A 14,165-nucleotide genomic window follows, 5' to 3' on the forward strand; every position below is an offset into this window, starting at 1 on the left:
ACAGGTTTGATTGTTTAGACAACGAAATCTACTAACCGATGGAACGCCGTGTGCGGTGAAAGTCGCATGCACGGTGTGAAGTGGGGGAAAAGCCTGAGATGATATCAGGGGCTTACCTATCACTATAAAACAGCGACTTTATCTGCCTGTTAAATCAGGCCAGCGGTGATCGGAAAATCCTTGCGGAACGGCTGAACATTTCCCCCCAGCAGCTACGGTATGTGGACAATTCCGAACCCGGCGAGGGGCTTTTGATTTATGAGAACGTGATTCTGCCGTTTAAGAACCCAATCCCGAAGAACACGCAGCTCTACCAGATCATGACGACCCGGTTAGGCGAGGGGGCCACGGTATGAGCGCCGGGCCAGATGGGAGGTGATTTACCATGAAGCGCCCCTTAAAACCCCGTGATAAAGTCACCCAGCGCATGACCCGCGACGGGCTGACGCTGGATAACCAGACCACCGGCGAGAGCGTCAACGTGTCCAGCCGGGAGGCCGAGCAGGAATATACCGCCGAGCCGGGCGGCGCGGCGGAAAAGGCACTGGAACGGGCCGACCAGCTCCACAGCCGCCATAAGGCGAAGCAGGCGGCCAAGGACGCCGGGGAGGTAGTGACGGAGGGAGGAAAAGCCCTGCACCGGCCCACCTCCCACCTGCAATTTACCGCCGAGGAACGGGCCTCCCCGGAGCTGGCCCCTTATATCAAAAAGGCCGAAAAAAGGGCCGATAAGCTGGACGCCGCCAAAGACGCCCTCCCGAAGAAGCGCGTACTTACCAAGGAAACCGTCTACGATGAAGCCAAGGGAAAGGCCAAAAGCAAACTTCACTTTGAAAAAGTGGAGAAAGACCCGCCGAAGCTCAAACCCAAGCCGGCCAGCCGCCCCGTGCAGGAGGCAGGGCTATACCTCCACGGGAAAATCCATGAGGTAGAACACGAAAACGTGGGCGTGGAGGGCGGCCACAAGGGGGAAGAACTGGCCGAGCGTCAAGCGGGCAAGGCCCTAAGAAGCGCCAGACAGCGGCATAAGCTAAAGCCCTACCGGGCCGCAGCCAAGGCCGAAAGGAAATCCATAGCCGCCAACGCCGAGTATATGTATCAAAAATCCCTGCGGGATAACCCGGAAATGGCGCAGGCGGTAAAAAACCCGGTTTCCCGCTTCTGGCAGAAGCAGAAAATCAAGCGGCAGTATGCCAAGGCAGCGCGGGCGGCGGGCCAGACGGCACAGGGCGCGGCCAGCACCGCCAAGACCACGGCCACCGCAGCCCAAAAAGCCGCCAAGGAAAGCAAAAAGGCAGCCTCCTTTGTGGCCCGTCAATGGAAAGGGGCGCTGCTGATCGGCGGCGTGGGCCTGCTTCTCCTGCTGATTATGGGCGGCCTGCAATCCTGCACCGCCATGTTCGGCAGCGCCGGGACGGGGCTTGCGGCCACCTCCTATCTGTCTGAGGACAGCGATATGCTGGGGGCCGAGGACGCCTACGCCGGGATGGAGGCCGACTTGCAGTACGAGCTTGACAACTACGAAAGCCTGCACCCCGGCTACGACGAGTACCGTTTTGATTTGGACGAAATCAGCCATGACCCCTATGTGCTGACCTCTATCCTCTCCGCGCTCCACGGCGGGGCGTTTACGCTGGATGAGGTACAGGGCGACCTTGCCATGCTCTTTGAACAGCAATACACCCTGACGCAGACCATTGAAACGGAAATCCGTTACCGCACGGAAACGAGGACAGACAGCGAGGGCAACGAATACGAGGTGGAAGTCCCCTATACCTACTATATCTGCAACGTGACACTTACCAACAACGACTTATCCCACCTGCCCGTCTATCTCATGGACGAGGAACAGTTGAGCCTGTACGCGGCCTATATGCAGACATTGGGAAACCGGCCAGACCTCTTTCCAAGTGGCAGCTATCCCCATGCCTCCACCGTCAAGGAGCCGACCTACTATGAAATCCCCCCGGAGGCTTTGGAGGATGAAACCTTTGCGGCCATGATTGCGGAGGCGGACAAATATGTGGGCTATCCCTATGTGTGGGGAGGCAGCTCTCCCAGCACCAGCTTTGATTGTTCCGGCTTTATTAGCTGGGTACTCAATCACAGCGGATGGAGCGTTGGGCGGCAGACGGCGCAGGGGCTTTATAACCTATGCACCCCCGTCACAGCGGGGCAGGCCAAGCCCGGCGATTTGGTTTTTTTCGTTGGCACCTACGACACCCCCGGCGTTTCCCATGTGGGGCTTTATGTGGGTAATTCCGTCATGCTGCACTGTGGCGACCCCATTTCTTACACAAACCTAAATTCAAGTTACTGGCAATCTTACCTATTTTGTTACGGGCGTCTACCCTGACGCCAGAAAGGAGTTTTAGACTATGGCAGCAAATAAACTTGACCGTATCGAAAATGACATTGAGAAAACCAAGGGCAAGATCGCGGAATTGCAGAAACAGCTCCGGGAGCTGGAAGCGGCAAAGACCGAACAGGAAAACTTGCAGATCGTCCAGCTTGTGCGCGGCCTGAACATGACCCCGCAGGAGTTCGCCGCCTTTGTGCGCGGCGGCGCTCTGCAAGCGCCCCCGGCCCCGCAGCCGGAGTTTGAACAGGAGGGAAACGCTGATGAAGAATAAGCTCATTCGCAGATTTACCGTGACGCTGGTCGCTGTGCTTTGCATGGCGGCTTTTTCCGTCACCGCCTACGCCGGGGGCGCTGACCCTGACCCGGAGCCGCTGCCGGAAACCACCGAGGCCCCTTTGCCGGAGGAAACGGAGGAACCCACCACCGGGGGCATAGAGATGGAGCCGGAGGGCGTACCCGTCACCCCGGAGGGCAACGCGGCGTTGGTAGATGATTTCTACGGGGATAAACAGCTTATCACCGTCACCACCAAGGCAGGGAATTATTTCTATATCCTGATTGACCGGGCCAACGAGGACAAGGAAACCTCCGTGCATTTCCTGAACCAAGTGGACGACGCCGACCTGCAAGCGTTGTTGGAGGACGGCGAACAGGAGCCGCAAGCCTGCACCTGCACGGCCAAGTGTGAGGCCGGGGCCGTCAACACGGCCTGCCCGGTTTGTAAAAATAACCTGACCGCCTGCGCCGGGCCGGAGCCGGAACCCGCAGACGAGGAAGAACCGGCAGCGCCGGAGAAAGAAAGCGGCGGCATGGGCGGCCTTATGGTGTTCCTTGTGGCAGTGCTGGCAGGCGGCGGCGCGGCCCTTTACTTCTTTAAGTTCCGCAAGCCGAAAGCGGATGTCAAGGGCGGCGACGATCTGGACGAGTACGACTTTGGCGAGGACGAGGACGACGAGGAAGAAGCCCCGGAGCCGGACGACGCCACCGATGGGAACGCCCAAGAGCCGGAGGAAGATTTGTTGATGGAGGAAGAAACAGATAAGGAGGACGAGGAATGAGTATTCAGTTAGTGATTGCAGAGAAACCAAGCGTGGCCCGCAGTATTGCGGGCGTGATCGGCGCGGATAAGAAACAGGACGGCTATTTTGAGGGAAACGGCTATCTGGTGAGCTGGTGTATCGGCCATCTGGTTTCCCTTGCCGATGCCGGGGCTTATGACGAGCGTTTCAAGAAGTGGCGCTATGACGACCTGCCGATTTTGCCGCAGGAATGGCAGTACATCATCCCGGACGAGAAGAAAAAGCAGTTTGAAGTCCTGCGTTCCCTGATGGAGCGCCCCGACGTGGACGGCCTTGTGTGCGCCACCGACGCCGGGCGCGAGGGGGAACTTATTTTCCGTTTCGTCTATCAGATGGCGGGCTGTCAAAAGCCGTTCAAGCGCCTTTGGATTTCCAGCATGGAGGACGCCGCCATCCGGGAGGGGTTTGCCAACCTGAAACCCGGCGCAGACTATGACAATCTGTATCAATCGGCCCTTTGACGGGCGCGGGCGGATTGGCTGGTAGGGATAAACGCCACAAGGCTTTTCTCCATCCTCTACCACAAGACCCTGACCGTGGGCCGGGTACAGACGCCGACCCTTAAAATGCTGGTTGACCGGGAGGCAAAAATCAGCGGTTTCAAGAAAGAGAAATACCACGTTGTCCATATCGCGGCGGGCGGCATGGAGGCGGCCAGCCGCCGTATTTCCAGCCCCGGCGAGACGGACAGCCTGAAAGCGGCTTGCGCCGGGGCGCAGGCCGTTTGCGTTTCCGTGGAAAGGGAGAAAAAGACGGAGCAGCCGCCCCGCCTCTACGACCTTACCACCTTGCAGCGGGAGGCCAACCGGCTCTTTGGCTTTACCGCCAAGCAGACCCTTGACTACGCCCAACAGCTCTATGAAAAGAAGCTGCTGTCCTACCCCCGCACGGACAGCCGGTATTTAACCGACGATATGCAGCCCATGGCGGAAAGCCTTGTGTCCGGCCTCTGGCCCCTGCTCCCCTTTGCAAAGGGGCTTGACCTCTCCCCGCAGTTTGGCCGGATTTTAGACAGCAAGAAAGTGAGCGACCACCACGCCATTCTCCCCACGATGGAGTTTATCAGCAAGGGCTTTGACGGCTTGACCGAGGGGGAGAAAAAACTTCTCTCTCTGGTGTGCTGTAAGCTGCTGTGCGCCGTGGCCGCGCCCCATGTGTATGAGGCCGTCACCGCCACATTCACCTGCGCCGGGAATGAATTTGCCGCCAAGGGCAAAACCATCCTGACGCCGGGGTGGAAAGAGATTGACCGGCGCTTTAAGGCTTCTTTCAAGACTGAGGCCGACGAGGACGCGCCGGAGCTTGCGCGGGAGCTGCCGGAGATTACCGAGGGCCAGACCTTTGACAAGGTGGAGGCTGACGCCACCGAGCATTTCACCGCCCCGCCCAAGCCCTACACCGAGGACACGCTACTGTCGGCTATGGAACGGGCCGGGGCCGAGGATATGCCGGAGGACGCCGAAAGGCAGGGCTTAGGTACACCGGCCACCCGCGCCTCCATCTTAGAAAAGCTGGTGCAGATGGGATTTATCGAGCGAAAGGGCAAGCAGCTACTTCCCACCAAGGACGGCCACAACCTTGCCTGCGTCCTACCGGATGTGCTGACCTCTCCCCAGCTTACGGCACAGTGGGAAACGGAGCTGACGGCGATTGCCAAGGGGGAGGCCGACCCGGAGGGCTTCATGCAGGGCATTGAGGAAATGACGCGGGGCCTGATTGCGAACTATTCCCAGATCAGCGAGGACGCCCAGCAGTTGTTTCAGAAAGAGCGTGTGGTTATCGGCAAATGCCCGCGCTGCGGGGAAAGCGTCTACGAGGGGAAAAAGAACTACTATTGCGGAAACCGGGCCTGCCAGTTTGTCATGTGGAAGAATGACCGATTTTTTGAGGAACGAAAGAAAGCGTTCACCCCGAAAATCGCCGCCGCGCTCCTTAAAAGCGGGAAAGTCAAGATAAAGGGCCTCTATTCCGTGAAAACGGGAAAGACCTACGACGGCACGGTACTTTTGGCTGATACGGGCGGGAAGTACGTCAACTATCGCATAGAACGGAGGGCAAAGAACTAAAAAACAGCAAGCATAGGGAGTGTAGCCACACTCCCGAAAACTCCCTGACCCGGTACACCCTGCCGGGCCGGGGAGTTTGCTTGTTGGGGAATATCCCCAAACCCCTACGCAAAACACGACCACAGAAAGGATGTGAGGAATGAATGTCGTACAGCTCTTACGACCATGACAGTTTAGAAACGGCTGAAACCATGAAGATTGAGCGCCGGATTTACTTTGAAAGTGAACAGTCCGACCTTTCCGGCCTGGCGGCCCTGCCCTTGTCGGAGCTTTTGAAGCAGCGGGAGGAAAGCGCCGCCGCCGAACAGGAAGTGTTTAACCGTCTAAAGGAGCTGGCCGCCGCATGGGAGGAACAGGCCGGAAAGACCCTTGCCCTTGATAAAACGCTGGACTATGCCCGGACGCTTCCTGTCAAGCATACCGCAAACCAATGGGAGCCGCAGGGCGATTTTCTCCGCGTCCGCAGCAACGCCGTCTATAAAATGTCCTATTCCATTACCGAGAACACTCGGTATAACAGCGCGGCGGAGAAATCCATCCCCTATTCATGGACGCTGGACTGGAATCTTTACACCAATGCGCCGGGGAATTACGGACAGGCCAGAATCGCCGGGCAAAAGAAAGTCTTTGACAGTCGGGAAGCACTGGACAAATATCTGAATGGCCGTATCAAGGCCCACCAGCATTTGTTTACGGAAATCTCCCCGGCCATCCCCAAGGAGTACGCCGACTATTTCAAGGTGAATGGCCTTTTGCTCCCCGGTTACACCATCGAGGGGGAAGCGCCCAGTCAGGCCGCCGAGCTGCCCCAGCAGACCACCAGGGCCGAAAAAGAACAGCCGGAGCCGTCCCCTGCTATCCAACCGCCTGAAAGGAGGGAACCCGTGAACGAAGTATTTTCTATCCTGATTGACAACCGCGCCGAAGCGCAGTCCGGCGGGCCGCACGGCTACTGGCTTTCCCTGCCGGCCACCGCTGAACAGGTGCAGGCCGCCATGAAAGAAATCCACATCAGCACCGACAACCCGCAGGATTTTTTCATTGACGGCATTTCTGCCCCGGAGGGCCGGGCGCTGGAATTGCCGGAGGATTTGGTACGGGCCGCCAGCGTGGACGAATTGAATTTCCTTGCCGCCCAGCTTCAAAAGCTGGACGCTGTGGAGCTTGCGGGCCTCAACGCCGCCATGCACTCTCCGGAAAAATTTCAGTCTATCGGCCAGATCATCGACTACGCCGAGAACACCGATTGTTTTATCCTGGTCAACGCCAAGGACAACCGCACACTGGGCGATTACTACTTAAACCGTTCCGGCCTGATGGTAGTCCCCGACGAGTGGAAACCGGCCATCGACACGGAACGGCTGGGCCAGTTTATCGCCAGCGAGGAAAAAGGCACGTTTACGGAGTACGGCTATCTCCTGCGAACCGGCGACGAGTGGCAGCGCGTCCACGAGGGCCAGCCCGTGCCGGAGGAATACCGGGTAATGGGCTATCCCGCGCCGGAAGCGCTGCGGGAGGAAGCAAAAGCCCAGCCAGAGCAGAAACAGGAGGCCGCAGCTCCGCCCCCGCAGCCCGTCACCCCCATTATCCTGAACAGCCAGAACAGCGCCGACCGCATGAAAGAAATCACCGACCGGCTGGAAACAGGAATACAAGAACTTTTCGAGAGTGAACGCTACAAAGCCTATCTCACCTCTATGGCGAAGTTCCACAATTACAGCTTTAACAACACGCTCCTGATCGCCATGCAGGGCGGCCAGCTTGTCGCAGGCTATAACAAGTGGCGGGATGATTTTCACCGCAACGTCAAGAAAGGCGAAAAGGCCATCAAGATACTGGCTCCAGCCCCGTTTAAGGCCAAAAAGGAAGTGCCGAAGCTGGACGCCCAGGGCAAGCAAGTGATCGGCAGGGACGGAAAGCCTGTCACCGAGGTTCAGGAGGTACAGGTTCCGGCCTTTAAGATTGTTTCCGTCTTTGACGTGAGCCAGACCGAGGGGGAGCCGCTGCCCTCTTTGGGGATGGAGGAATTGACGGGCGGCGTGGAGCAATACCAAGATTTTTTCAAGGCGCTGGAACAGACCTCCCCCGTCCCGATTGGTTTTGAGGACATCCCCGGAGGCTCTCACGGCTACTACCACCTGACGGAAAAGCGGATTGCTATTCAGGAGGGCATGAGCGAATTGCAAACCGTCAAGACGGCCATTCACGAAATCGCCCATTCCAAGCTCCACGCCATAGACCCGGAGGCCACGCCCGCAGAGCAGGCCGCCCGGCCCGACAGCCGAACCCGCGAGGTACAGGCCGAGAGCGTGGCCTATGCCGTCTGCCAGCACTACGGGCTGGACACGTCCGACTATTCCTTTGGGTATGTGGCCGGGTGGAGTTCTGGCAAAGACCTGAAAGAGCTGCGGGCGTCCCTTGAAACCATCCGCGCCACCGCCCACGAGTTGATAACCGCCATCGACGGCCACCTTGCCGAACTTCAGCAGCAGCGGCAGGCCCAGCAGGAACAGCCGGAGGCCGCCCCAATAGAGCAGGCCGCCGAGCAGCCAAACCCGGACGGCGTATTTTCCAAGCTGCCCCCGGAACAGCAGCAGGCCATGACCGATGAAGTGCGGGCCATGCTGCAAATGCTGATTGACACGGATTTGAAAATTACCGGCGAGGTATCGCAGGGGACGAAAGAGGCCATCCAGACACAGGGCTTTACGCTCTCCAAGGATGGAACGCTGGAAAAGGCCGAGGCCCGGCAGCCGCAGGCGTGGAATGGGATAGACGGGATTTTGAACGGAAAACCATTCATGCCGGAGGCGTCCCCCAATGAACGGGCCAACGCTTTGATTGACCTTGCAGAAAAGGGCGGCCAGCGGTTAGGCAACGGGGAACGCCGGTTGATTGTGGAATATGCCGAGGCGGTGGACGACACGCAAAAGGTGATGGCCCTTGTCAATGAGCTTTGCGAACAGGGCTATGAAATGCAGTACGGCGAGGTGGACAGCTTTGTGAAAAGCCGGATAGAGGGGGAAATCGCCGTGGCAAACGCCGAGCGCCAGATCACCCTTGACCCGGCAGCGGAGCCGGTTGTTACGATTCTTTGGAGTGAAAGCCCCCACCTGAAAGACGGCCAGCAAATGCCGTTACATGAAGCCGACGCCGTTTTTAAGTCACTGGACGAGGCCCAGCGCCATGACCGGGAACAGCCGGGTTATACAGGTCATTGGTACGATAAAACCAAGTTCCGCATTGATTTTACTATGCAGGGCCAGCCGGACAACTACGAGGGGCGGCAGGATTTTGGCGACGGAGACGGTTCCCTGATCGAGCATATCCAAGGGTATCACGAATACTACGCGCAGGATGAAAGCTGGAAAAACCATGTGCTGCACCACGAGGGGCCGGAGGCATGGGAGGCGGACAAGGCCCAGCGGGAAATGCTTCTCAATGAGTTTATCCCTTATATGAAGCAGCACTGTAACCTTTCCCGTATGGAGCAGGAGGCCCAGCGCCTTTTGCAATCCGGCGATTCCCTCCCGCCAGAGCAGACCGCCTATTTGACCGCCCTTGTGGACTATGTAAAGGAGTGCCGCCCGTTTCTCAATCAGGGGGAACCTTTGCCGGAGCCGCCGCAGCTTTCCGACTTTGATAAGAGCTTGCAGAACTACAAGGAGCAGGTACAGGCCGAGGTCGCGCAGGAGGCCAAGGCCGCCGGTTTGACGGTGGAGGAATATATTGCTTCTGGCTCCGATGCCCCGGCGCAGCCTAACTTTTCCATCTACCAAGTACCGCGCGGCCCGGAGGGGCGCGACTTCCGCTACCGTTCCTATGAGGGCTTGCAGGCGGACGGGCTTTCAGTAGACAGGAAAAATTACCAGCTTGTCTACACAGCCCCGTTGGATAAGAACGCCTCTCTGGACGAGATTTACCATTGCTTTAATATGGAACATCCCGCCGATTACAAGGGACGTTCCCTCTCTATGGGGGATATTGTAGTGTTCCGGCAGGACGGGAAACAGACTGCCTACTATGTGGATCGTATCGGTTATCGGGAGGTGCCGGAATTTTTCAAGGAGCAGGGACGGCAGCTTACCCCCGACAAACTGGAAACGGGCGAAACTGTTAAAACACCGAGGGGGACTTTCTATGTAACCGCCATGAGCCGGGAACAGATGGAGGCTGCCGGGTATGGATTTCACCACCAGTCGGAGGATGGCAGGTATCTCATTATGGCAAATGGTACGAGGGCCTTTGCCATCCCGGCCCAGCAGGACAGCCACATCAAAACCGCTGAAATGTCCACCGAACAGAACGAAAATATGATCGACGGCATCCTGAACAACACTCCGTCCATGGGAGAACTGGAAGCCAGAGCAAAGGCCGGAGAACAGGTTTCCCTTTCGGATGTCGCTGCGGCAGTGAAAGCAGAGGAACAAACGCAAAAACAGGCCCACAAGAATGCTAAGGCCAACCATAGCCAGAAAAAGCCCTCCATCCGGGCGCAGCTTGCAGCGGCTAAGAAGGAACAGAAAAAGAATCCCCCGCATAGGGAACAATCAAAGGAATTGGAGGTATGAGGAATGTATTTCACCGTGGAAGAAGAAAACCTGATTTGTATGTATCATAAGAGTGACCGGCGCAGGACATCGGGAGCCATCCGGGCCACCCTGTCGGATATGAGCGAGGATATGGCGGCGCTGGCCCGTCAGGCCCTTGATAAGCTGGACGCTATGGGCGATGCCGACTTTGAAGCGCAGCCGTTCCATTTCACAGACGAATAACCCAAGCAGGCAAAAGCGCCGGACGCGGGGGGCTATATGTCCCTTGCGTCCGGCGCTTTTTTTCGTGTTATACAAATCCATAGCATTTTCATAGTCAAATGTGACCTTTGGCCGTCACGCAGACTTATTCGCCTTGACGAATCATTGGCTGGCGTTCGATTTGCTGCTTCTTTGTAGTAGAAAAAGTAAATGGCTTTCCTGGGGGAAACGATATTAACACTCAGCCATACCTCCAACCAAGGGAAGCGGCCCCGATATTTCAGGGTTTCTCCCCTTTACTTTTTCTACACACACCTCCCAACATTTCAGGACACAACTGGAAATCCAAATCAATTCGTGAGCAATCGGTAAATAGTCAGAGGAATATACCATACAGCAACCACCAGACGCCAGATCAGGATGACCCCGCCGATCAGGCCGCCTACTATAAAGTTCACTGCAATAATACCAACCGAACCGCCTAAGTCATATCCATGGGGAACCAGCCAGACGAACATCCGCCGAATCCCAAAGGGAATCCCGCAACAGAGCCATACATAAAAATATTCCGTTTCGCCGTTTTTTGTAAAGGCCGACTTGAAAATCAAAAACAGGAACAGTGCGATTACCAGGGTCAAAACTGTATGTTTCAAAAAATCTTTCCAAATCTCTCCGCGTGTCATCCTATCCCTCCATCATGTGTTGTAAGTACAGTCTCTATAAATCCGTATTTTGAATCGGCACTTCTGTTCACCGTGCTTTCTCCGCCAGGAGACAAAGCCAATGTTGTTTCCGATTTACATGTGCGGCTATCCGGGAAAAGCCTGCATCCTGTAAGTATTGCATCAACTGCTCCTGTGTAAAGATACGCATTCCGTCGATAATGTCAGTCCATTTTTCGTCTGCCTGTTTTGTCCCGTCCGATTCATTCACGATCATAAATGTCCCGCCCGGTTTAAGTACCCGCCAGACTTCTTGAAAGCTCTCCACCGGCCCCGGCCAGAAATAGACCGTTTCAAAGGCTGTGATCACATCAAATGTCGCCGCTTCAAAAGGGAGACGAGACACATCCCCCTGCACAACGTTACATCTCCCAGACTGCACCTCATGCCGGTTGAACTGCTTTGTTTTATCACAAGCGACCTTGGAATAATCCAGGGCTGTGACCGTTGCAGCAGGAAAACGCTTTAAAAGCGCTGCGGTATTGCGTCCTCCGCCACATCCGAAATCTGCGATCATAGAATGAGACGCCTTCGGTACGACTGGAAAATAGGAAAGCCCCCAATCGGAAACAGCAGCATGGCCCTGATTCATACCTCTGACCATCATTTTTCCCATCCAGCCGTTCGGCTTTCTGGTGTTGTTAAAAAACTGTTTGAGAATCCCCATGGAATAACCTCCTTGCTCTTACTGAGTTCGCATTAACTAACTGATTTTATTATATAGGAACTCACTTGAAAAATCTACTGATTTTTCAAGGATATATGATTGTGGGGAAAGCCGTAGGAAAAAGAAACAGAATGGCAACGCAGAAATGAGAGCGGGATATCGGTATCACTTTGTAGAAAAAGTAAATGCCGCTTCCAGGAGAAAAGGTATTAACATACGACCACCCCTCTGACCAAAGGAAAAAGCCCTGATATTTCAGGGCCTTTTCCCATTACTTTTTCTACGCATGCTCCCGGTGTTTCCTCGCCCACAGCTTCTTGCTCTGCCGTTTGCGTTTTTTGGCACAGTCTGGACAGTAAAGGCAGTTGGGCCGCCTGGGAGAAAACAGCGTCCCGCACTCCCGGCAGCGCAACGCCTGGCTCCGCTCCATTAGTTCGGCATAAAGCGCCGTGTCCAGCGGGAGGACGGCGGCCTTGAACCACCGGCACAGCAGCGAATAGGAAATGCTCTGCACACAGACACATTCCTCCCCATCGTCCAGCAGGAGGCAGTTCCCGTCACAGTAATTGCAGCACTCATGCGTTAGCCGTCGGGACTTGCGGTATTGGCTGTAATTCATTCTTGGTCGCTTCATCGTTCCTGTGTATGCTCCTTTCCCGGTGTCACCCGCAAAATGCCATCCACATTCTGCTTTATAATGCCGTATTCTTTCAGCTCTTTCTTTACCTCGTTATACTGTTCTGACAGCCATTCCCGTTCTCCGTCCAGCTTTTTATATTCGGTTTTGAGCGCGTACAGGTTGGGGAGCTTCTTCACCCCGGCCTCTTTGAGCGCCTTTGCCGCAGCTTCATACAAAATAAGCTGGCTCTCATGCTCTCGCCGGAACGCGGCCTTGTCTTTGGCCTGCCGCAGTTCCAGCGCCACGGACCGCAGTTGCTTGTAGGTAGAAATATGCTTTATCAGCAGCGCCATGTCCCCAAGGCGGCGCTCCACCGCTTTCAGGGCAGCGGCGGCTTCGTCGTTGGCCGCGCTGATCTCGTTCAGCCTGCTTTCCAAACCCTCGTAGCTCTCAATCTGATGTTCCGTCAGGAAATTTAAGGCTTTAGCGGCCTGCTTCAAGTTGTGGACTTTCGCCCAACGCGCATAGCCCGCCGACTGCTGGGCCTTGATACTGTCCTCCAAGGCGATCCGCAGGGAGATTTCCCCGGCACTTCTTCTGCGCGGCCCCCGGTCGATGGCAATGCCCCTGATCCGCTGGGTGATCCGTTCCTCGGTGTAATCCTCCCCCAAGGTTTTGCAGCGGGTAAAGCTTTCCTGTCCGGGGGTGCGGAATGAAATGAATTTCCCGCGTTTCATCTCGTAGCCCTGCGCCTCCATGAGCCGTAAGAGGCCGTCAAAATCTCTGGCCTGCGGGATTGCCGCGTCAATGGCAATTTTCAGCTTTGCTTTCCAGCTCTTGCCCTTGCGCTTGGCGTCCCATTCGGCATAGCTCTTGCCCTTGTCCTTGCCCGGCTTCACCACGGACAAGCCGTTTTCCCTGCACAGCCGGTCACTGGTACGCCGGATATAGGCGTAGCTCTGCTTATTGGAAATGTACTTGCGCTGGTTTGCCATATCCACCGCGCAGAAAATGATGTGGTTATGCAGGTGGCCCTTGTCTATGTGGGTGGTTATCACATAGGGATATTTCCCGCCAAGCACTTCATCGGCAAGCTGCCGCCCGATTTCGTGGGCCTGCTCCGGCGTGGTTTCGCCCGGCTCAAAGGCTTGTATCAGGTGGTGGGCCAGATTGTTGCCTTTCTTAAACGCCTGATCTAACAGCATTTGAAATTCAATGTCCGCCGTTTCATAGGAACAGCCGTAGGAGGAAACAAACATCTTATCGTCGGTCTTGTCCGGGTTCTCGATATAGTCCAGCGCCTTTTTCAGATTTACCTTGATAGGATGTATCTTTGTAATTGCCATATCTGGGCCAGCGCCCCCTTGATGTCCTCCACGTCCTGCGCGTACACAGCCCCGGTACTGTTGATACGCCGTGCAATCTGGTTGACGTTGACGCCGATTTTTTGCAGCTCCGCAGTCTGCGCCCGGATGTCGCTGGTGTCCACATGGACAATATAGCTGTCAATCAGCATTTTCCGGGCGTAGGCTGAAAAATTCCTTGTGCCGAGCTGGGCCATCTTCGCTTGAATGAGCGCCCTTTCCTCCGGCGTCACGGGGACGCGCAGCACAAACTTCCGTTTTCGATTTGCCATTTCCTCACCGTCCTTTCATTCAGGGGTTTGGGGATTTCCCCAACAAGCAACCGGCTCCGGCCCGCAGGGAGGGATGGGGCCGATGTTCGGGAGTGTGGCTACACTCCCTATGCTTGCGATATACTAAATCATGGTTACAGGGGATACACCCTGTGCCGTTACTAACGCCTAAGGTATAATGGGGGTGACCGGTCTGACGGGCCTATGCATGAGATGTTACGCTCGAAGAGCAAACTGTCAGCCGACCCTCTTTGTACCGT

10 protein-coding genes and 2 pseudogenes are annotated in these 14,165 nt (G+C 56.1%); 7 read left to right on the plus strand and 5 right to left on the minus strand.

Features of this window, described 5'->3' with window-relative positions:
• Nucleotides 1–128 precede the first annotated feature (128 nt).
• From FYJ39_RS19705 to FYJ39_RS19735, 7 genes and pseudogenes are all read left to right on the plus strand, one after another.
• Nucleotides 129–356: pseudogene (locus tag FYJ39_RS19705) on the plus strand (hypothetical protein); the annotation flags it as partial.
• A 29-nt stretch (nt 357–385) separates the two neighbouring features.
• Nucleotides 386–2,356 carry a C40 family peptidase gene (locus FYJ39_RS19710; protein ID WP_154474036.1) on the plus strand — a complete coding sequence of 657 codons (1,971 nt, stop codon included), beginning with the start codon at nt 386–388 and terminating at the stop codon, nt 2,354–2,356.
• A 22-nt stretch (nt 2,357–2,378) separates the two neighbouring features.
• Nucleotides 2,379–2,633 (plus strand): DUF4315 family protein, encoded by a 255-nt coding sequence (locus FYJ39_RS19715; protein ID WP_154474037.1) that lies wholly within the window; start codon nt 2,379–2,381, stop codon nt 2,631–2,633.
• On the plus strand, nt 2,623–3,420 hold the full coding sequence (locus tag FYJ39_RS19720; protein ID WP_154474038.1) for a DUF4366 domain-containing protein: 798 nt from the start codon (nt 2,623–2,625) through the stop codon (nt 3,418–3,420). Before FYJ39_RS19715 ends, FYJ39_RS19720 begins: the two co-directional genes overlap by 11 nt.
• A pseudogene (locus FYJ39_RS19725) lies at nt 3,417–5,507 on the plus strand (DNA topoisomerase 3). Before FYJ39_RS19720 ends, FYJ39_RS19725 begins: the two are co-directional and overlap by 4 nt.
• Nucleotides 5,508–5,650: 143 nt before the next feature.
• Nucleotides 5,651–10,078 (plus strand): LPD25 domain-containing protein, encoded by a 4,428-nt coding sequence (locus FYJ39_RS19730; RefSeq protein WP_154474039.1) that lies wholly within the window; start codon nt 5,651–5,653, stop codon nt 10,076–10,078.
• Nucleotides 10,079–10,081: 3 nt separating this feature from the next.
• Nucleotides 10,082–10,282 (plus strand): transposon-transfer assisting family protein, encoded by a 201-nt coding sequence (locus FYJ39_RS19735; protein ID WP_003505023.1) that lies wholly within the window; start codon nt 10,082–10,084, stop codon nt 10,280–10,282.
• Between the two features lie 329 nt (nt 10,283–10,611).
• On the opposite strand, the gene FYJ39_RS19740 is transcribed toward FYJ39_RS19735, so the two are convergent.
• The 5 genes from FYJ39_RS19740 to FYJ39_RS19760 all read right to left on the minus strand — a co-directional run bounded on the left by FYJ39_RS19740 (nt 10,612) and on the right by FYJ39_RS19760 (nt 13,905).
• Entirely contained in the window at nt 10,612–10,944 is a 333-nt protein-coding gene (locus tag FYJ39_RS19740) for a DUF6050 family protein (RefSeq protein WP_154474040.1), read from the minus strand.
• Nucleotides 10,945–11,011: 67 nt separating this feature from the next.
• Complete coding sequence (locus tag FYJ39_RS19745) at nt 11,012–11,650, minus strand: class I SAM-dependent methyltransferase (RefSeq protein WP_154474041.1); 639 nt, start codon at nt 11,648–11,650, stop codon at nt 11,012–11,014.
• A gap of 280 nt (nt 11,651–11,930) precedes the next feature.
• Nucleotides 11,931–12,284, minus strand: coding sequence for a cysteine-rich VLP domain-containing protein (locus FYJ39_RS19750; RefSeq protein WP_154474042.1), 354 nt, complete (start codon nt 12,282–12,284; stop codon nt 11,931–11,933).
• On the minus strand, nt 12,281–13,615 hold the full coding sequence (locus tag FYJ39_RS19755; RefSeq protein ID WP_154474043.1) for a relaxase/mobilization nuclease domain-containing protein: 1,335 nt from the start codon (nt 13,613–13,615) through the stop codon (nt 12,281–12,283). Before FYJ39_RS19755 ends, FYJ39_RS19750 begins: the two co-directional genes overlap by 4 nt.
• A complete protein-coding gene (locus FYJ39_RS19760) occupies nt 13,582–13,905 on the minus strand; it encodes a plasmid mobilization protein (RefSeq protein WP_154474044.1) in 324 nt (107 codons plus the stop codon). Before FYJ39_RS19760 ends, FYJ39_RS19755 begins: the two co-directional genes overlap by 34 nt.
• Between the last annotated feature and the right edge of the window lie 260 nt (nt 13,906–14,165).

Source organism: Clostridium porci, from assembly GCF_009696375.1.
Taxonomy (GTDB): domain Bacteria; phylum Bacillota; class Clostridia; order Lachnospirales; family Lachnospiraceae; genus Enterocloster; species Enterocloster porci.